Here is a 20322-nt window from a genome sequence, read left to right on the forward strand (position 1 = left end):
GGCAACCTGAGGGCAGGCTTGGGTCCCATGAGGCTCTGATGCTGGCAGAGTAGGGGACAGCCCCCGACAAGGAGAGACTCGTCGCGTGACCATCAATGGCAATGCCCAACGCCTGACCCAACCCGAGCTAGAGCGGACGCTGTGGGCTGCAGCGAATGCCTTGCGCGGCCCGGTGGACGCAGGGGACTTCAAGGCATACGTCTTCCCCGTCATGTTCTTCAAGTGGGTGAGCGACAACTGGGACTACCGACACGCCCGGGCGGTTTCTGATTGGGGCGACGACCTGACCCCGGAGATCGAGTGTGCCGACTACCAGCCGTTCGTGGTTCCGAACGGCTGCCACTGGTCCGATGTCCACGGCACGGCGGTCAACGTTGGCGCGAAGCTCGGCGACGCCCTGGACCGCATCCAGGAGGCTAATCGCGACTTGGCCGGCGTGTTCGGCGACGTCCAGTGGGCCAACACCGACCGGCTGCCGGAGTCGGCGCTGACCGCGCTGCTCGACACCTTCCATCCGGTGCGACTTGACCCCGATCACGTGTCCGGCGACCTGCTGGGCAACGCGTATGAGTACCTCTTGCGGGAGTTCGCGGAGGCGTCCGGCAAGAAGGCCGGCGAGTTCTTCACCCCGCGACATGTTGTGCACTTGCTGGTGAAGATCCTCGATCCGAAGCCAGGCGACGAGGTGGTCGACCCGGCGTGCGGATCCGGTGGCATGCTCGTCGAGACGGTCAACGCGGTACGTGGGTCGGGCGGTAACCCGGACTCTCTGCGGCTCCACGGTCAGGAGATCAACTTGACCACCTCGGCGATCGCCAAGATGAACCTGTACCTGCACGGGCTGGAGGACTTCGAGATCCGCCGCGGCGACACGTTCAGGGATCCGAAGTTCACCGAACGCGGGCGCTTGCGTAGGTTCGACGTGGTGATCGCCAATCCCCCGTTCAGCCTGCAAAACTGGGGTGCGAGCGCGTGGGCGAATGACCCGTGGGGACGCGTGCTATGCGAGGTGCCGCCGGCGAAGAACGGCGATTACGCGTGGATCCAGCACATGATCGCTTCGATGAAGGACGACACCGGACGCGTTGGCGTCGTCATGCCCCACGGGGTGCTATTCCGTGGCGGCAAGGAGGGCGAGATCCGCCGGTGCCTGCTCGAGAAAGACCTGCTGGAAGCGGTCATCGGCCTGCCGAACAACCTGTTCTACTCCACCTCGATCCCCGTGTGCCTGCTGATCTGGCGTAGGACCAAGGCCGAGGGGCGCAAGCGTCGAGTGCTGTTCGTTGACGCTTCGAAGCGCTTCTTGCCTGGCAAGAACCAGAACTCGCTGTCGGACGCTGATGTGGAGGCCGTCCACGCTGCGTACGTCCGCGGTGAGGACATCGACGGCGATGGCGGGGTGAACCTCCGCTTCGTCACGCTTGACGAGATCGCCGGCAACAACTTCGACCTCAACATCGGCCGATACATTCAGTCAGCCGCGACAGCCGAGGTCGACGTCGAAGCGGCCCTGGCCGCGTACCGAGATGCCCGCGAAGAGCTGCGTGCGGCTGAGCGGGTTCTAGACGCCAAGCTGAAGGCGGCGGGCTTCGATGCGTGAGGGGTGGGACAAGCTGCAGTTCCACGATGTGGTGACGCTGGACGTCCGAAAGGCATCTGTTCTCGACGGAAAGGCCTACCCGATCGTCGGCGTCTTGGCGTACGGGCGGGGCTTGCTCTACCGCGATCCGGTGTCAAGAGCTTCAACGAGCTATCGAGAGCTGAACCTCATCCGGCCAAACCAGTTGATCTTCAGTAAGTTGAAGGCCTTCGAGGGAGCAATCACGGTTGCCCCGGGGGATCTGGCCGAGTCCTATGCTTCCAGCGAGTTTCCGACGTTCACTGCCACGGCTCGTGTCCTACCGGCGTTCTTACGCCTCATGACCCAACGTTCCGAACTCTGGAAGGCAATGGCCGCCAACTCGAGAGGTCTTGGCGGGCGGCGGGAGCGTCTCAACCCCATCGACTTCCTGGCAATGTCAGCGTGCTTCCCGCCGCTTCCGGAGCAGCAACGCATCGTCGACCTGATCGGCGCACTCGATGACACCGTTGCGGCGGCGGAACTGCGGCTGCAGGCGGCCGTCGACCAGCTCCGTAGTCTCCGAGCCCTAACGTTCGCCACCGGCGTACTCACAACCGGCCGGGACGCCTTCGATATCCTAATCGGCGTTCAACGCAACCCCACGCGTGCTGGGGGTGCAAGGCAGACTCGCTACCTCCGGTCCGCCAACGTAACATTCGGCCGCCTCAACCTCTCGGATGTCTACGAGATGTCCTTCTCCCCACAGGAGCAAGCGAAGTACTCGCTGGTCCCTGGCGACGTTCTGGTTTCAGAAGGTAGCGCGAGTGAAGCGGCGGTCGGTGCACCCTGTCGGTGGATTGGGGAGCTGGAGGGCCCGGTCTGCTTTCAGAACACCCTCTTGCGATATCGAGCTCGACCCCACGTCTCCAGTCCCAGCTTTGTCGATCACTGGTGCGCCTGGGCATATGAGTCGGGCCGCTTCCGTGAGGTCGCGGGCGGCTCGAACATCAAACACATAGGGGCGCGACGAGCAGAACAGATGCAGGTCCGGCTTCTTCCGTTCGACGACCAGCAAGCCGCTATGGCCCCCCTCGATGCGGCGGGCGACATCGTACGCATGGCACAGGAGCACGTGGCCACGCTGGCTCATGTCCGCTCCGCCATATTGGCGGCACTGCTCTCGGGGAAGCATGAAATCCCGGAGTCCTACGACGAGTTGATGGGGGTGGCGTCATGACGAACGTGTGGGTGGTGCGGGCGGGTAATCGTGGACAGTCGGAGGACTTCAACTTCGAGCGAGGGCGCGCCACGATCGGCTGGGAGGAGATCGGGGACCTGTCATCGTGTTCGTCGCGGGAGGCGGTGCGGCACCTCGTGGATCAGGCCTATCCGGGCGACAATCCCCAGCGCCTGGCGGTGTACACCGGCCAGTTATGGGCGTTCCGTCATGGTGTTCAGCCCGGCGATCTTGTCGTGATGCCGCTCAAGACCAAGCCGGGGTACTTGGCGTTCGGGCGTTGCACCGGCGGCTACGCGTATGACTCAGCCGCGCCCCGTGATCGACGCCACTTCCTAACTGTCGACTGGCAGCCTGAGCCGGTGTCGCGTGCGGTGTTGAAGGACGATCTGTTGGCGATGGTGAACGGCGCGATGACGGTGTTCAGCCCGTCCCGGAACCACGCGGCGGCCCGGCTGGAGGCCGTCGCGGCGGGTGGCGCAGACCCGGGCGTCGGCGTCCCGACGGTTGCGAGCCCGTCGCCGTCGTCGGCGGCCGTGGCGGTGGCTGATCCGCCGCAGGTCCCGACGTTGGATGCGATCCGGGACCGGGTGAGAGCGCGGATCGTGGAGGATTTCGGTCAGCACAAGATGACCCATCTGGTGGCCGAGGTGCTGACGGCGCTGGGGTTCGTGTGCGAGGTGTCCCCGGCCGGCCCCGATCAGGGCATCGACATTCGCGCGGGTCGCGGTCCGCTGGGCCTGGACACTCCGATCATTGTGGAGGTCAAGTCGGAGCCCACGGCGGTAGGTGCACCGGTCATGCGCGGCCTGCACAGCGCGATGAGCAAGAACAACGCGCCGCAGGGGCTTCTGGTGGCGATGGGTGGCATCACTGCCCCCGCGAAGAAGGAGTTCGAGTCGCTGCGCACGATCATCCAGGTCTGGGACGCCGAAGCCCTCCTCGACCAGTTGTTCGCCACGTACCCCCTGCTGCCCGACTCGACCAAGGCGGCCCTGCCGCTCAAGCAGGTCTGGGTGCTGGACGACGACACGGAGGCCTGACGTGGCCGGCATGACCGAGCACAACTCCGTTCAGCAGCCGCTTGTGGACGAGCTGGTGCGGCTGGGCTGGTCGTACTTCCCGGGCAAGAGCCTGGACCGCCAGTTGGAGCAGGTCTTCATCGAGTCCGAGGTGGTCGACGCACTGGTGCGCCTCAACCCGGACGTGGCGGAGGTGCCAGGACGGGCGTCCGAGGTGGTGAAGCTGCTGAGGAACTTGACGTTCCAGGTGGATGACGAGGGTCTGGTTGAGACGAACCGTGAGGCGATGTCCTGGCTGCGGGGGCTGCAGACTCACAAGTTCGTTGGCGCGGACGCCTTTCGTCCGGTCCGGCTGATCGACTTCGAGGACTCCGCGAACAACCGGTTCGTGGTGGCGGATGAGGTGTCGTTCGGGTCGCCGGGGAACAAGGCGCGGTTCGACATCGTCCTGTTCGTCAACGGGTTGCCGTTGGTGGTCGGGGAGACGAAGACGGCGTTCAAGCAGAAGGTCAGCTGGATCACCGCCGCGAACGAGGTCGCCGACCACTACGAGACGAAGTTCGCGCCGTTCTTCACGACCAACGTGTTCAGCTTCGCCACCGAGGGCCGAGAGCTTATGTACGGGGCCACCGGAGCGCGGGTGGAGCACTGGATGACGGCGGGTCCGACGAAGGACCATCCACTGCTGACCGACGTGCTGGCGGCAGCCAGGTGGCTGGTGGCGCCGGCGACGGTGTTGAAGTTCCTGAACTCGTTCACGTTGTTCGAGACCCCGGAGGACAACTCGGGGTCGGCGTCCTTGATCAAGTTGATCGCCCGGTACATGCAGTTCGAGGCAGTTGAGCTGATGGTGGGCCGCGCCCACGAGGGACAATCGCGACGCGGCCTGATCTATCACACGCAAGGGTCGGGGAAGACGCTGGCGATGGTGTTCGCGGCCGGGCAGCTGCTGCAGGATCCGGCGTTGGCGAATCCGACGGTTGTGCTCGTCGCCGACCGGGTCGATCTCGTACGCAACGCATGGGACCAGTTCCGCACCACCCACATGCCACGGCTGCTCGCCCCGGCGACGGCGAAGGCGTTGCAGGACACGCTTGGTGCGGCGGATCGGCGGGGCCTGATCTTCACGACAGTCCACAAGTTCGCGGGGGCGGCATCCGACCTGAACACTCGCGGCAACATCGTCGTCCTGGTCGATGAGGCGCATCGCACGCAGGAAGGCAACTTGGGGTTGACGATGCGGGCGGCTCTGCCGAACGCGTTGTTCTTCGCGTTCACGGGGACCCCGATCGCTAAGCTGGACCGCAACACGTTCGCGACCTTCGGTGACCCGGCCGACGAGAAGAAGACGCTGCACGCCTATACCTCGGACCAGTCGATCGCGGACGGCATGACGGTGCCGATCCACGTGGACCCGCGGCTGGTGACCTTCCAGCTGGATAAGGACGCGGTCGACGAGGCGTTCAAGGAGTTGACCGACGCCGAGGAGCTCGACGAGGAGTCGGCCGAGGTGTTGGTCCGCCGGGGTTCGCGCGTTGATGTTGTGTTCGCGAACCCGGCGCGCACGGAGGCTGTCTGCGCTGACATCGTCGACCACTTCTACTCGACGATCGACCCGCTCGGGATGAAGGCGCACGTCGTGGTGTTCGACCGGGCAGCGTGCGTGGCCTACCACAGGCAGCTCACCTACCTGCTGCAGCAGCGGCACGCGCAGGGGCATCCGTTGGACGAGGCGGCCGTCGTGATGCACGTCACGAACGGGAAGGGGGAGGACGAGGAGTGGGGGCAGCACCGGCGCAGCGAGGCGGAGGAAGCGGAGTTGTTGCGGCGGTTCCGCACTCACGGTGATCCGTTGAAGTTCCTTGTGGTCACGTCAAGGCTGGGCACTGGCTTCAACGCTCCGATCGAGGCGGCGATGTACCTCGACAAGCCCATGAAGGACCACACGCTGTTCCAGACCATCACACGTACCAACCGGACGTGGCGCAACCCCGAGACCGGCCAGGAGAAGCGGTACGGGTTGGTCGTCGACTATGTCGGGTTGGGGTCGGGCTTCGCCCGGGCTATGGCGCCCGCCAACGGCGATCAGGATCCGCGAAGTGTCGAGGTGGACGCCCTCATCGATCAGTTCGAGGCCGAGCTGGACGCGACGATGCGGTGGTTCGCGGGCATTGACCACACCGTGATCGCGTCGACCACGCTGTTGGAGTGCCAGCAGCGGATCGCGAAAGAGAAGGACCAGGAAGCCTTTGTCACGAGTTTCCTGCTGCTGGAGGGCATCTGGGAGGCTTGCTGGCCGCACCTTCGGCTGCGGGCCCACACGGAGGCGTACCGGTTCCTCGCCAAGATCTACGCGTCGATCGCGCCAGTGGGGCCGCGCGTCGACCTGGTGTGGACGCGGCTGGGCGCCAAGACCCTCGACATCGTCTTCGAGCACATGACCGACGTGAAGGTCACACAATCCAACGCGGTTGTCGTGGCGGACGCCGACACGATCCGGAGGCTGGAAGAGGAGGGGCTGCTGCCCGGCCTCGAAGAGGTTGAACACAAGACCGCCAACGAGGTCCTTGACACGCTGTACGCGCGGCTCAAGAAACGGCTGGAAGGCCCCAACGGGAACCACCCGGTCTACCAGTCGCTCGCGGAGCGTCTGGAGAACCTGCGTCAGCGGACCATCGCCGAGGCACAGCAGTCGATCGAGTGGCTGCGTGAGGCGTTCACTCTCGCCAAGGACGTCACGGCCGCAGAGAAGGCGGAGGACGAGGCTGGAGTTGATGGGCTGAACCTGCTGCCCGACCCGAACGTGTTCGCCCTGACTCAGATCTTCCTGGAGTACTCGACTCCGGACATGCCGGTCATGATTGAGCGCGTCGTCGAGGAGGTGGACTCGATCGTCAAAGAGGTCACGGCGGGCAACGCCGGCTGGGCGTCGACCCAGAAGGGCGACATGGCGGTCCGCAAGGAGGTCCGGCTCGTGCTGAAGGACAAGGGCCTCCACACCGTGCCCGGCCTGTTCGACAGGGCCTACGAGTACATCGCCGAGCACTACTGACTGCGGAGCGCGGCCTATCCCAGGAGGGAGATGGCGACCAACGCGCCGGCAGCTAGCCAGGGCCCGAAGGGGAAGTTGGCTCGCCGGCGGCGGAACGGGGTCGCCCCGACGGCTGCCACACAGGCGATCAGGAATGCCCACCACGCGACGGAGAGGCTGACCGCCGCCGTTGCGGCACCGATGATGGGGACGTACTTGCCGTCTCCCCAACCGAAGCCGCCGGGGCGGAGTCGATCGAGGATCCAGAAGACGGCGAACGCCACTGCCCCGCCCAGTGCGGCTTGGATCGCGATCATTGGAGCATCGGTGATGAGGGCGGCAGCGCCAACCCCGGCAGCGACGAAGCCGGCGTGGGCGGCGAGCAGGCGATTGGGGAGCCGTCGGACGTCGAGGTCGATTGCTGATAGCCAGGGGCCGAACCAAGCGAGAGGCAGCGTGGGCAGCAGCAGTGGCCACCGGTCAAGCCCGAATCGCCAGGCGAGGAGACCGGACGCCGCCGCCACCGCGGCGGGGACCCACCAGCGAGGGCCAGGGAAGGGCTGGGTGACTTCGTCGTCACGCCGGTAGGCAAGGGTGGCGAGCCGCCACCTGACAATCAGGCCGATGATCGCGCCGAGCACCGCGAACGCGGCGGTGAGGAGCGGGTCGTAACTGGACATTACTGCGACCCTTGCCGCTGCCTGTGGCTGGATTCCGGGGCCGCGCTCGACGCGACCACCTGGCCGGCGTCGAAGGCTGGCCAGCTTCGGGTTGTGACATCCTCGACAGGGTCTGGCCCCTCGAGGAAGCCAGCCGGATGTACCCGCGGGCCGCCGAGCTGAGTGCGCTGAACGGCGGGCAGGTTCGGTGCGTCGACGTCCCACCTAGGCAGGTCCCACACCCCCGCTCAGCACACGTGTGGGGGCCGAAGCACTCCTCACGGCGAGTGGGTCATCGGGGTCCTCGAGGATGCATGTCGCCCCGTGGACCCACGCCGCAATCCATGAAGGATCCCGATCGGGTGAAGTTGCATCCATGACGGCCTCGGCCACCACGCAAGGTCCGTCCGCTTGACGAGCATTGCGGTCGATCGCCTCTACAACAACCACGAACCGCGGCATCTGTGTAAGCCTGAGCATCGCAACCGTGGCGTTGCTGTGACCCCGCGAAGCCAAAGCAGCCTTGTAGTCGCAAGACCGCGCGACGTATGTGCGAAATGTCAGAGCACTCTGTGCCGCCAGATCAGAGAGGGACGGCACATCTTGCGACAGCTTCGTCGCGAGTGGAGAGGCTAGAGCCGACGACCCCGCAAGTAGCCCGACACCTCCCTTCTTCTCTGCTGCTTCAGGCAGCAGCCATGCGGTTGGGGGCATGGGCACATGCAACGTGCGCCATGGTCCGTAGTCGCGAGGCGCACCAGTGACAGGATGTACGAGGCTGTCACTCAAGGGATCATTCACGGGGAGGTACGGTCCCTGCTGATCGTCGTGGCGCACCAACCGAATTTGACCCGCCTCACGCCACCAGCCACAGAGAACGAATGCGTGGTCGCGAGTCCCGACCAAGACCGGGAAGCCGCCGTTGAGGTGTCGGCATGCCGTCGAAACGATCCGCGTGTCCCACGTCCCAGGATCGGCCCCCGGGACACCGGCTGGCGGGGGGAACTGGCCGGGCAGTTCGGCGTGGGGGAGCATGCCGATCATGTAGAACATTGGTGGCGTTCCATGCCGGCGAAACAGATCGCTGAGCTGTTGAACCGTGAGTCCTTGGTTCGGGAACGCGCGATGTGGGCTCAGGCTGGCATCAGCGGTTTCAGCGAGCTCCGCGATGGTCAAGGGTGCGCAGTAGCCCCTCAGTGCGGCCGCGTAGTGGCAAGACCATGCGGCAGCATGGGCGCACACGCCAAGCGTGGTGTCTTGCTCCGCGAATGGAACTGCTGCCACTGACAGTTCCTGCCCAAATAGGTGGATCGTCTCAGCCACGGCAGTGCGCACTGCCAGCCTGAGGTCGGGGGGTGGCACCAGCATCGCCTTCACCACGGCACTCAGCCGAGGGGGTCTGACCACCACGTACCCCAGATACCCCACCTCCTCCGGCAGCGTTGTTAGCTGGCTGACGTCCAACTCGGAGTCGAAGAAGTGGATGCGGTGCGCCCAATCTGGCACGTGGGGGAAGGTGCGGCTGTGCAGACGGGAGTACTCACGGCGGTAGTCGGGCCCCAAGTACCGTGTCTCGATGACCGCGCATCTGGCGCCAGATAGCTCGGCCACCTGGAAGCACCGAAGAAGCGGGAGGTCGTTCAAGCGTCCGCAGTAGCCGACCTTAAGTTCATCCCACCCGGCGGGATCGAGGCGCACGATACGCGCAGGCGCTGTCACGTCCCAGTCGCTCGTCCTCACTGTGCCAACTTCCCTTCAGCCAGCGACGACAGCTCTTCGCGAGGTGAGCTCTCCTGGTACTCGTCGAGCTGGTCAACCAGGCCGAACACGAAGCCGCGGTCCTCGCGGCTAAGCTCCATGAACGTTGTGGAGCAGCTGATTGTGAGGGTGCCACCCGACCGTAGCTGAACGGTGCGCTGTTCCGCCGCAGTGCTGGACGGCTGCGTGTCCTCGGTGCTCAGGATTGGCGCGGCCTTTGGGCGGGTTCGCCTTCGAGGAGACCCGTTGGTCGCGCGACCGGGTTGCGGGCTGCGGAAGTGGGGACTGAGCTCGATCTCCGCGGCTGCACAAGCGTGCAGGAAGAAGGTGATGGCCTTACGTAGGGTGCTGCCTTGATACCCGCTGGACGAGAAGGACTCCGCGAGTTGCGCTGCCGTGCCCTGCTGGGATGAAAGCGCCAGTTGTTCGGCGTAGAACTGGCGGACGATTGTTGCCATCTCAGTCTTGAAGGAGGCCTCATCGCGGGCGAGGGCAACGAGCTGGCGCGAGGCTCGCCCCTCCCCATCGATGAGCTCGAACAGGCGAAGCGTCTGCAACAGATACGTTTGTGTGCCACCGGCCATGCCGACCATCAGGGAGCGGTCGATGCGCGCCGGGATGCGTTCGGGGTTCAGCCCGGCCAGGAAGTTGCGAAACGTACCGAATGCCATGTATGGCGGCACGAACTCCGCATCAGACATCTCATACTCCTTCCGACAGCGTTCGTCGCCACGGTGGCGCGCCTCTGCCAAGAAGTATGCCACTGCTCTGCTGGCATAGACAAGCACTCACGGCACACTTGCTGGCATGCGTGGCATGATTGATCCTTAGGTCTATGGATCAGATCGATTTGAAGCCGGGGATGAAGGTGCTTGCTCACACCGCTCTGGACGCCTGGGTGCCACTGACTGCGGCAACGCCGTCTCAGCAGGGCCGAGACTTTCAGGTGGTCTGGTTGTGCGAGGACGACGAATGGGATCCGGATGCGACGCAGCCCCCGGCCGACGTTATCCCGTGGCCGATTGAGGAAGTGAGGGCGCGCCCATGACAGACGTCACGATGGACTTGCTGATTGGCGCGGAAGATCGCGAGCTTGAGCTCGGTCGGGATGCTGCGCAGGACCTGTTCCAACCGCCCGATCCTGACAGGCTTGCCGCCGAGCTCCAAGACATGGCTGACAAGAGGAGTCAAGTTGCGGCCGAAGCTGCTGCACTGCGGTTGGGGTAGCACAAGAAGGAGTCCGGTTGGAAGGGAGCGAAGGGGCATGGGGCGAACGCCCAGCGGCTGTCCGACTTGAAGGGGTCTACAGGCGGCTGCACCCTTTGGCCTTGGGTGAGACGGGCTCCGGAATCAAAGCCGGCGATCTAGGTGAGGTCGTGTTGCACGGCCAGCCACTCAAGCCATGACATCACGGCGCCATCGGCCCCCGGTCGAGGTACTGCCGCTCGGGGATATGGGGGTTCGGCGCATCTATGGCCATTGGGGCAGCCGGCTCCGAGAACGGTTCGGGGTGAGTGATTCGCGCCAGCCGGCTGGCGAGGTCGTCGGCGGGTGCGTCCGCGTTGAGGGGGCCTTCCTCGAGGGCGACGGTGATTGCGTCGGGCACGTCCACTCGGCGGGAATGCGCGTCGTGCAGCGTGGAGGCGAGCGTGCGCCAGTGGGGGTCCGCCACCAGGCGGGGGTCGAGTCGGCTGGCGAAGGTCTCCCAGCGGCGTGCGTTCCCGGCTGCGGTGAGCCGGTCACGGACTTGCGCGGTGAGGCTGACTTGCTGGTCGGCGAGGCGCACTGGGTCGTTGTTCCAGGCCCGGATGAACGCCTGGACGCTAGAGCGGATGACGTCGGCGTCGACGTTGATCTTCTCCGCCACGGTGTGAACGGCGGGTTCCCACGCGTCGACCGATTGGGCGGCGATGACGGGCGCTGCGGCGAGGGCTGCTTCGATGGGGGGCAGGTTGGCAAGGCGCTCGTCGATGAGGACGCCGGCTAGTGGTCGAGCCTGGTCGAGGGCGTCGACCAGGTGCGGGGCGCTGCCGGTGGCCACGAGGTCGGCGGGATCGGAGCCGTCAGGTAGGGCCGCATAGCGCGGCTGGAGGAGTTGCGGGGTGAGGATCCAGTAGTCGCGCTGTGCGGCGACCTGGCCGGCGACGTCGGCGTCCGTGGCGATGATCGGGTCGACGCCGTAGCCCCGGAGTTGGGTGGCTTGTTCGCTGGTGAGGTTGGTGCCGAGCGGCGCGACGCCGACGTAGCGGCCCTCGCTGGCGCGGGTGACGGCGATGGCGTCGGCGGGTCCCTCGACGACGACCGGGATGCCTCCGGCGTCCAGGTGTCGCGCTCCGGCGACGAACAGCTGGGCCCTCTTGTGGAACAGCAGGGTCTCGGCGGTGTTGAGGTACTTCGGTCCGGCGTGGTCGAGGTCGGTCGCGTCGGGGTGGCGGCGTCCGACGAACCCGACGACCTGCTGGTCGTGGACGATGGGGAACACGGCCCGGTCGCGGAACCGGTCGATGAGGCGGCCGGTCGAGGCGGTGACCGCGAGCCCGGCGGCGAGCAACTCCTCGTCGGTGACGCCGTGACGGTGGAGGTGGCTCACGAGGCTGGTCCAGCCGGCGGGGGCATAGCCGGGACGGACGTCCGGGTCGTCAGTAAGGTCGGCGCCGAAGCGTCCGGCCAGGTAGGGCTGGGCCCACGAGCCGCGGTAGCGGTCCTGGTAGAACTCCAGCGCGAGCTCGTTGACGGCCGCGAGGCGTTCGGGGGTGTGGGGGCTGGCGCGCCAGGCGTCGGCGCGGTCGAGTTGGGCGTTGAGGTCCGCGGCGGAGATCTCCGGCGGTGTCATCACCCGGCGTTCGATGGCCTCGAACGTGAAGGCCAGGTTCGGCTCGACCTCGTCGATGTGGTTGTCCTCCATTGTCGCGCCCGCTGCGTGATCCAGATCGGCGCGCGGCGTCCAGTGCTCGTCCGGGGCGGCATCGGCGGGGTCGGGGGGCAGGTCGTCGCTGTCGGGGAGGGGGTCGAGCAGGACGCTGGTCCGCCACACGAGGGCCTGGCAGTCGTCGATATCAACCGCACTTTCGGGCGTGCTGATCAGGTCGGTGAGCTGCCAGCCGCGGGCGAGTGCCTGCTCGATCGAGACGACCAGCGCCGGCCACCACGGCGAGGCCTGCAAGGCGGATGCCCGTTCGCGGCCGACGTTCTGCTCGAGATCAGCCAGCCAACTGGTGGTGACGACGCTGTGCTGGTCGGCGAGCTGGGTGGCGACGGCGGGGGTGAGGTGCCGGCAGATCCGCCACCACAGGGCTGATGCCGCGTGGTCGTCGGGGAGCTGGCCCTCGTTGGTGGCCGCGATGAGGAGCCGGTGGGCGTCCAGGCCCACGCCGGAGATCTGCGCAAGCCGATGCGCCAACACGGGGAGGTAGGGGTCCCGGTCGGCAGCAGGCGCCAACTGGTGGAGCAGCGGCGTCCATTCGGCGACGGCGGGGGCGAGGTGGTCGATGATGCGCCGATCGAGGCGGGCCTGCCAGCGGGCCTCGACGGCCGAGAACTGCCGTTCGCCGGTGGGTCGGGTGTCGGTGGCAGGCGTGCGGTGCGCGGCGCGCCACACGGTGAGGTCGGCGACGGTGGCGGCGTCCGGACGGAAGCTGCCCGCCGGCGCCCACGCCGGGAGCTGAGTGGCCGCCAGCGCCTGGTCGCGCACCTGATCGGCGAGTTCGACGACGAGTGCGTGGCGCCGCTGCAGGTACCCGCCCCAGTCGCGGTGGAGGCCGAGACTGGTCGGCAGGCCGGGGAGCCAGGGCAGGGGTGCGGGCTGGGTGTCGCGTCCGGTGACGGGTTCGAGGCGCCAGTCGATGACGGCTGCCGGGTCGGCGGCGCTGCCCAGTTCGCGAGCCTGCACGGCCTCGGTGAGTGCCAGGACGGGGTCGGTTCCGGACGCGGCGATCAAGAGCAGGTGGGCGCGGAGCGTGGGCCACGCGGGAGCGTCGGTGAGTCCGTCGACGAGCTCGCCGGCGGCCTGTTCGAGGCGGCGACTGAGGTCGGCGCCTGCGGTCTGTTCGGCGGCGTAGCCGAGGGCGTCGCTGTAGCGGGCGACGGCGTCCGCGAGTCGGTGGGCCGGGTCGGCGAGGGTGCGGGCGGTCGTGGTGGCGGAGGTGTTGTCCTCGTCGCGGGCGAGGATGCGTTCGAGGAGGTCGGTGGCGGTGGGCGGGATGATCGCCTCGGGCCGGATGAGGGAGTGGGCGTCGCCGTCGCCGACGACTTCGAGGTGGACGTGGTTGGCGTACCGGCCGCGGGTGAGCATCGTGTACAGCTGTTGGCGGGTTTCGGCGCCGGTGGCGATGCCGTGCAGGACGTCGGCGGTGACGCCCTGGGCGCCGTGGATCGTGCAGGCGTAGCCGAGTTCGACGGACTCGGTCACGTAGGCGGCGGGGAGGATCACGGTCTGCCGGTTGGTCTGGTGGATCGCGCGGAGGTCCCCGTTGGTGGCGATGCCGGTGATGGTCCAGCGGTCGCCGTTGCGGACCCAGTCGGTGCCCGAGGTGCGGAGCCGTCTGTCGTTCAAGCGGGTGATGATCACGTCGCCCACCGCCGCGTCGCTGCCGTCGGCGAGAGCGACGAGTCGGGTGGGACGGACGCCGCCGCGGAGGTCGGCCTGGGCGCGGGCGTTGAGTTCGGCCACCAGGGCGCGGGTGGGGGCGACCATGAGGGCGTCGGCGCCGGTCTGGCGGGCGGTGAGCCAGGAGTCGAAGACCTGGTCGGCGGAGGTGCCGAGGTCGCCGACGTGGACTCGGTGGTTGTCGAGGTAGAAGCCCAGAGCTTCTGGGTCGCCGGCGCGCAGCGCGAGGCTGGCGGCGCCTTCGGCGGGGTCGGCGAAGCGGACGAGTTCGTTGAGCTGGACGGCGCCGTGGGTGGCCTGGATGTCGCGGAGGACGCCGCCGGCGCCGATCGCGGCGAGTTGCTGGTCGTCGCCGATGAGGCGCACGGATCCGCCGCGGTCGAGGACGAACTCGACGACCTGGTCCAGCGAGAGGGTGTCGGCCATGCCGGCCTCGTCGATGATGACCAGACTCGTCGGCCCGATGCGTTCGGCCCACGCGGGGAGCGGTCGCCGGTGGTTGAGGGCGTGGGTGAGCAGGGCCATCGTGTCGGCGTGGGTGTCGATCTGGGCTCCCAGTTGCGCGGCTGCTGCGGCTGACGGTGCGAGGCCGACGACGGTGCCGCCGCCGTTGCGCCAGGCGGTCGAGAGGGCGCGCATGGCGGTGGTCTTGCCGGAGCCGGCGGGGGCGATGGCGAGCTGGAGGCGGGCGCCGCTGGTGGCCATCTCGCGGACTAGGGCGACCTGGCCGGGGTTGAGCGGGGTGCGGTTCGCGACCGCCTCGATGAGGGCGACCTCGACGGCCGGGGTGGGCACCCGGTGGCCGCCGCGGCGTCCGGCTGCGTCGACGAGGCGGTGTTCGGCAGCGACGATCCGGCGGGAGGTGTGCCAGGTGGAGCGGGCGACCGAGTAGACGCTGTCGCCGTCGGTCCGGCGCAGCGCGGCGGGTTCAGCGATGCCGTCGGCGGGGGCTTTCAGGGCGACGGAATGGCGGGTGAGCGCGGCGTGCGTGAGGCGCGCGACGACGTCGTCGACACGCCTGCGGGGCACGTTCGCGGCCCGGACCACGCGTAGTGCTTCGGCGCGGACGTGCCAGTCCTGCCAGGTGGAGCGTGAGCCTTCCATGGTGGCGACGATCTGCACTGACTGCGTCCGCATCCAGCTTCGCGTGACGAACGTCGGACGCCGCAGCGTCCGGGCGGTCAGGGCTGCGGTGAGCATCGAGCGGACGCCGTCGGCGCCGAGGACGGCTTCGGCTTCGGTGCGCCAGGTGGCGCGTTGTTCGGCCAGCGTGCGGGGTTCGTGCTTGGCCTGCCGGGTCTCGAGGTTGGCCTGTTGCGCCAGCGCGCGGGCTTCGACCATGGTCGGGGGCCGGTGGTGCTCTCGTTGGAACGCGGCCGTCAGTTCGCTCTGGCGGTGCTCGATGGACGCCCGGCGCTGCGACCAGCGGGCGTTCAGCGCGGGGTCGACGCCCACGAGCTCGCGGACGGGACGCTTGCCGGGGTCGGTGGACGGGCGTTCGGCGAACCGGACGGGGAGGGCTTCGGAGAGGCGGCGTTCCAGGGCGGTGTTGTAGACCTCGGAGGCGGCGACGATGGCCTTGAACAGCAGGCGTCCGTCGATGGAGAGCCAGCGTCCGTCGAGGGTCTGTACCTTGTTCGCGACGGGGACGTGGGTGTGCAGGTCGGGGTCGCCGGCGCGGCTGTCGCGGTGGGTGAACCGGGCGGCGACGAGTCCGGTCACGTCGACCTGCCGGACGCCGTTGTGGCCGGTTCGGGTGTAGAGCGCGTGGGTCTCGATGAACCGCAGCGCGTCACCGATCGCGGCGAGGTGGGCACGTTCGATGGTGGCCGCGATGCTCGGGTCGGCGAGCGCCCAGAGGGTTGAGACGCTCTTGACCGGGGAGAAGGTGAGGTCGTAGCCGGCGACGGCGGTGGTCTGGGGCCGGGACGCCGTGGCGATCAGCCCGGCGAGCTCGCGGGCGTCGACGGGGTCGCGTCCGAAGGTGGCGCGATACGTCTCGCGGCCGACCTGGGTGCGGATCGCGGCGCGAACCTGCGCGGGGACCGGCGCGTCCTGCGGGGCGCCGACCTGGGCGTTGTAGGCGGCAAAGCGCTTGGCGACCTCGATCCGGAACTCGGGCATGTCGTGGGCGTAGACCTTGAACGGCTGACCCAGACGGATCGCGTCGCGCGCCTGGACGACGGTGGCGTCCGGCGGCAGGGCTTCGCCGCGCTGGCGCGCGAGGGGGTGGTGGCCCGAGCCGAACAGGAACCGCATCTGCTCGGCGGTGACCCGGTCGCCGGCGTCCAGGCCCTCGATGCCGGCCATCCCGGAGCCGACCCACACGCCGGGCGTTTCGCCCTTCTGCGTGTAGTAGGACGCCAGCCCGGTGTGGCCCTTCTCGGTGGAGTCCATCGCAGCTACCTGCCGGGTCAGGTACTCGTACCCGTCCCCGGCGGTCAGCTTGTGCAGACTCATCACACCCGCCTAACGGGGCCGCTGATGCCTCGGGGGACAGCGAACGCTGATGCCTTCGGACGGGCCTAGGTCGCAGCTGGTGCGATTGGCACTTGACTAGGGCAAACCGGTGATGCAACAGGTGTGCGGGTCTCGAGGTTGAGGGGTTATGAGGGTGGTCGGTACGGGCTTGTTGTCGTCGGCGGCGAACGACTGCGGGACGTATCGGATGCGGTGGCGCGGTCGGTTGGAGACGGCGGCTTAGCGGCAGTCCTGAGGGAGCGGTTCGGAGGGGTCGAGGTGGTCCTGCGTGATTGTGAGCGTCGGCTGCTTCAGGTGGTCGCGGTGCCGGTCCTTGGCGGGGGTCACTCGGTGTCCACGAGGTTCGGCGGCGTCCCGTTAGGAGGGTGAGCGAGAAGGGACCGGCCGACGGCGCGGAGGGCGACAGCGATGGCGATGAACGAGATCCGGCAGCAGGCACGCAAGAGCGCCGCTGAACGGGTCGCCCGGTTGCGGCAGCAACGGGCGGACCTGGTCAAGAAGCAGGAGGAGCTGTCGGCCACCGTGATGGCTGCGCTGGCCGAACGCGACGCAGTGATCGCGGACGCCGAACGGCGGGCGGGCGCGGCCCTGAGGGAGTTGGCATCCAGTGGCCTGAGCCTGGCGCAGGCAGCCCAATGGTGCGAACTCGTCGACAAGGAAGCCGCGCGGCTGGTGAAGCTCGCCGCCCAGTCGGCCACCGCCGAAGGCGCCTCCACTGCCAGGAAACCGTCAGTGGCGACCGGTAGCTTCCCGATTATCGGGAGGTAAGAGGACCATCATGACGACGTCAACGGACTACCCGTTCCGGAGCGGCCAACTCCGCCGAGCGGGCGTGCTCATGAGGTTGCCGCGGGTGGTGATCTCCGCGGTGGTGTGGTTGTTGGTCATCGAAGCGCTCCCCGTTCCTGCGGCGTGGGGCGTCCTGGCGGTCGTCGTCGTCGGCACGGTCGCGGGGGTCGTCGCCGAACCGGTGATCGTCTGCCTGGTGTGGTGGGCGCGACACCCCTCGACCCCACTCACGGTGCCCGGCGACCCGCGCGTCGCCGTCCTGGTCACCGGTCGACGGGCCGCCGGCATCGGGCAGGCCGGACGCCGCCACCTCGTCGTGCCCGCGGCTTGGATCGGGGGGACCGACCTACCCGCGCTGCTCACCCGAGCTCGGCAGCGTCAGCTGGTGTCGGCAGGCCGGTTCGATGTCGCCTATCAGTGGTTCACCTGGCCGTGGGAGGTGCTCGGCTCATTCGTGAACGGGCTCGCCCACGGCGCGTCCGGGCTCCCGCTGATCGGGTTCGCCTGGCGGTTGCGCATTGCGGTCGCCGGCATCGCGGTTTGGCAGACCGTCGTCGCCGGGCAGCACGCGGCCACCGTGGGGATCGTCGTGGTGATCGGACTGACGTACCTGCTGCCGTGGACGCGTGCCCGCCATCAGCGCCTGGTCTCGGGGGCGCTCGCGGATCTCGAACGGTCGTCGGCCACGCCCGCCGCGCCGGCGTCGCGGCGTCCGGTCGTGCTACCCGTCCGGCCCACCGCGACCCACGCCGGACGCCGACCCTGCACCTCTGCGCGGCGGTGTGGCCTTGAGCACTGTGGACAGTGGCGCTCGCACGCACGCTTGGTGACTTGTACGGGCGAAGGGATTCATGGGCGCGCCCACGATCCGAGGACAACTGGAAGGAAGGGATCACGATCATGACCGGAGTGCCGATGCCCGCCGAGTCGATCGCCAAGGTCGATCTACTGCTGGGGCAGGCGACGATGCTGACCGCTGACCGCTGGGACGACCTGGCCGCGATGATCCACGAGGCAACGGGGATCTCGCTGTTGATGGCGGCCACGCACCCGGCGAGCCGGCCCGTGGATGTACCGGGACTGACACGACTGACGGCACTCGAGTGCGTCGAGAACGCGCAGCGTGAGGTTCACTCCTGGGACCTGGCCCTCGCCGCAGACCTGCCCGACTTGGCCCGGCTGCGGGTGCTGTTGGCCGACGTCCGCAGGGAGTTGGACAGCACTGTCGGACGGCGAGGGTAACGGTCCATGTGGCAGGCCGTCCGGCGGGAACTCGCCCGCCTCGAGTGGGACGTCGAGCCGACACTCACGCTGGATCTGATGGCGGACTGGACCCAGACCGTGTCCAGCTTGGTGGCGATCCGCCGCGCGCTCGGCCCGATCTCCACAGCCGACCCCCTCGCGCTGCTGGCCACCGCAACGACCGGCGCAGCGCGAACTGCTGAGGTGAAACCGATCCTGGCGCCGTCGCTGGCCGCTGTGAGCGCGGCGCTCGCCGACATCGGCCAGGACATGGCGGCGCGCCCCGACTTCGACCGGCAGCGCGACGCGGCGACGCTCAACCACGTCGCTTACGAACTCGTGCACTGGGTGCGCCTCCGGACGCCGGACGAGAAGGCGAAGGCATGGCTGCTGGCCGGCGAGACCGCACTCGACGGCGCGATCCACGCCCCGACCAGCCGATCGGCCGTCGGCGTCGGACTGGCGGCGTGGCAGAACGCGCTCGCAGCCGTGCAGCCCGTCCAGAACGCCCCGATCGTGCGCCGCAGCGTGGCGCTCGGACACCTCGCGATCCTGCGCGACACCCACGCTCTGGTGGACGAAGCCGCGAGGTCCGGGGCGCTGCCCGGGCCGTACGCCGACGCTCTCCTCGGCAACATCCGCGAGCTCGCCCGAGCCCATCAGACGACGCTGAGTCAGATGGACGGCCGGCGCCTCGGCTCCACCCGCGTCGACCAAGCAGTCATGCTCCAGGTCGGCACCGCCGTGCGGCAACTGACCGGACGCCCCGAGTCCACCGAGCCACTCCACGTCCGTCTCGATGTGCTGCTGCGGTCGGGTCTCGGCCAGGCGGTTCTGGTCGCCAACCTCACCGGCGAGCCGTCCGCCCATCCTGCTGCTGCGCGGATCAGCCGACTCGCTTTGGAGTACCTGACCAACCACCGGATGCTCCGCGACATCGACCTGTCGGACGCCCCGACGCCGCCCGCACAGGTGGAGCCCAAGGCCGCAGCTCCGCTGGAACCCCGAGCCTCGGCAGGGATCGCACCCATGGAACCGACGATCCCCCCGGGGACCGTCCTGGACGGCCCTTCCATCCTGGCGCTCTGTCACGCCCGCGACCTCGGTGCCGCCGCAGCGACCGGCGATCCGTTGAACCCGCCCGAGCTCCTCCAGGGGGTTGACTCATCGCGTTGGCCGCAGTTGGTCGCCGAGGGGCGGCAGGCCGTGACCGACATGGTCGGCTCGGTCATCCCGATGGTGTACGCCCAGACCAGACGAACACCGAACGCTGCGGACACCCGCGGTCAGATGTTCGTTGAACTCATGGGCGCGGCCTACCGATTCGACCCCCAACGAACCAGCCCAGAGGGTTGGGCCAGCTACGCCTGGATGACGATCAAACACGCCCGCCTGCGCGGAGTCGACGACGCCGGCGTGGTCCGCAAGCGCACTACTGTCCCAAGACCTCCGACCGTGACCCTCGACGGCCGGGATCCGGCGAGCCGCGCGCCCGACCCGGCCGAGGTCGTCGAAGACCGCCACGCCATCGCCGCCATCACGCGCGCTGTCGAGCAGCTTCCACCGTCACTCCGGGAGCCGCTGATGGAGTCGCTGCAGGGCCACCCAATGCGAGTAATCGCTGAGGATCTCGGGTACTCCGAGAGCACCGCTCACCGACGCATCAAGGAAGCCCGCGATCGCCTCAGGGACGAACTCGCCGCGCAAAACCACGACAGCCAGTGGGTCTCCTTCGAGTCGGGGACTGATCCGGTGCTGCGACGCGCCCAGCGGCTCTTCGAGCAGACATTCCCGACATCGTTAGGCGTGGACCCGGGTCGGGGACCCGCTCGTTGAGATGCTGCTACTTGACGAGCCCTCCGCAGTGACAGGTCTGGGCTCGTGCAGCGCGAGGCAGTCGCCGTCCAACGATCCCTGAGCGCCCCGACGACTTGCC

The 20322-nt window shown here is 68.0% G+C and carries 13 protein-coding genes; 10 read left to right on the forward strand and 3 right to left on the reverse strand.

Annotated elements, in window-relative coordinates:
* Positions 1–85: 85 nt before the first annotated feature.
* From J4N02_RS03260 to J4N02_RS03275, 4 genes are read left to right on the forward strand one after another with little or no spacing between them, the layout of a single operon-like run.
* Positions 86–1600 carry a class I SAM-dependent DNA methyltransferase gene (locus J4N02_RS03260; protein ID WP_188334518.1) on the forward strand — a complete coding sequence of 505 codons (1515 nt, stop codon included), beginning with the start codon at positions 86–88 and terminating at the stop codon, positions 1598–1600.
* Positions 1593–2798 carry a hypothetical protein gene (locus J4N02_RS03265; protein ID WP_208091098.1) on the forward strand — a complete coding sequence of 402 codons (1206 nt, stop codon included), beginning with the start codon at positions 1593–1595 and terminating at the stop codon, positions 2796–2798. Before J4N02_RS03260 ends, J4N02_RS03265 begins: the two co-directional genes overlap by 8 nt.
* Positions 2795–3841, forward strand: coding sequence for a restriction endonuclease (locus J4N02_RS03270; protein ID WP_188334517.1), 1047 nt, complete (start codon positions 2795–2797; stop codon positions 3839–3841). The genes J4N02_RS03265 and J4N02_RS03270 overlap by 4 nt, the downstream gene beginning before the upstream one ends.
* A gap of 10 nt (positions 3842–3851) precedes the next feature.
* Positions 3852–6872, forward strand: coding sequence for a type I restriction endonuclease subunit R (locus tag J4N02_RS03275; protein WP_223202690.1), 3021 nt, complete (start codon positions 3852–3854; stop codon positions 6870–6872).
* A 14-nt stretch (positions 6873–6886) separates the two neighbouring features.
* Here the strand turns inward: J4N02_RS03275 and J4N02_RS03280 are convergent, their stop codons facing one another.
* The gene (locus J4N02_RS03280) at positions 6887–7531 is read right to left on the reverse strand and encodes an A24 family peptidase (RefSeq protein ID WP_188334515.1); all 645 of its coding nucleotides are present in this window, start codon (positions 7529–7531) and stop codon (positions 6887–6889) included.
* A gap of 1715 nt (positions 7532–9246) precedes the next feature.
* The gene (locus J4N02_RS03285) at positions 9247–9969 is read right to left on the reverse strand and encodes a DUF5343 domain-containing protein (protein ID WP_188334514.1); all 723 of its coding nucleotides are present in this window, start codon (positions 9967–9969) and stop codon (positions 9247–9249) included.
* 134 nt (positions 9970–10103) lie between these two features.
* Between J4N02_RS03285 and J4N02_RS03290 the strand changes: the two genes are divergently transcribed.
* Both J4N02_RS03290 and J4N02_RS03295 read left to right on the forward strand, forming a co-directional pair.
* A complete protein-coding gene (locus J4N02_RS03290; RefSeq protein WP_188334513.1) occupies positions 10104–10316 on the forward strand; it encodes a hypothetical protein in 213 nt (70 codons plus the stop codon).
* On the forward strand, positions 10313–10495 hold the full coding sequence (locus J4N02_RS03295; protein ID WP_188334512.1) for a hypothetical protein: 183 nt from the start codon (positions 10313–10315) through the stop codon (positions 10493–10495). The genes J4N02_RS03290 and J4N02_RS03295 overlap by 4 nt, the downstream gene beginning before the upstream one ends.
* 181 nt (positions 10496–10676) lie before the next feature.
* Here the strand turns inward: J4N02_RS03295 and mobF are convergent, their stop codons facing one another.
* Positions 10677–16334, reverse strand: coding sequence for a MobF family relaxase (gene mobF / locus J4N02_RS03300; RefSeq protein ID WP_188334511.1), 5658 nt, complete (start codon positions 16332–16334; stop codon positions 10677–10679).
* Between the two features lie 429 nt (positions 16335–16763).
* Here mobF and J4N02_RS03305 point away from each other — a divergent pair, with 429 nt between their 5' ends.
* Genes J4N02_RS03305 through J4N02_RS03320 form a run of 4 tightly spaced genes read left to right on the forward strand, consistent with a single transcriptional unit; the run spans position 16764 to position 20222 of the window.
* Positions 16764–17123 carry a hypothetical protein gene (locus J4N02_RS03305; protein WP_188334510.1) on the forward strand — a complete coding sequence of 120 codons (360 nt, stop codon included), beginning with the start codon at positions 16764–16766 and terminating at the stop codon, positions 17121–17123.
* Between the two features lie 10 nt (positions 17124–17133).
* Positions 17134–18048 (forward strand): hypothetical protein, encoded by a 915-nt coding sequence (locus J4N02_RS03310; protein ID WP_188334509.1) that lies wholly within the window; start codon positions 17134–17136, stop codon positions 18046–18048.
* Entirely contained in the window at positions 18045–18386 is a 342-nt protein-coding gene (locus J4N02_RS03315; protein ID WP_188334508.1) for a hypothetical protein, read from the forward strand. The genes J4N02_RS03310 and J4N02_RS03315 overlap by 4 nt, the downstream gene beginning before the upstream one ends.
* 6 nt (positions 18387–18392) lie before the next feature.
* A complete protein-coding gene (locus J4N02_RS03320) occupies positions 18393–20222 on the forward strand; it encodes a sigma-70 family RNA polymerase sigma factor (protein WP_188334507.1) in 1830 nt (609 codons plus the stop codon).
* Positions 20223–20322: the final 100 nt, after the last annotated feature.

It is taken from the genome of Propioniciclava sp. MC1595, from assembly GCF_017569205.1.
GTDB lineage: Bacteria > Actinomycetota > Actinomycetes > Propionibacteriales > Propionibacteriaceae > Propioniciclava.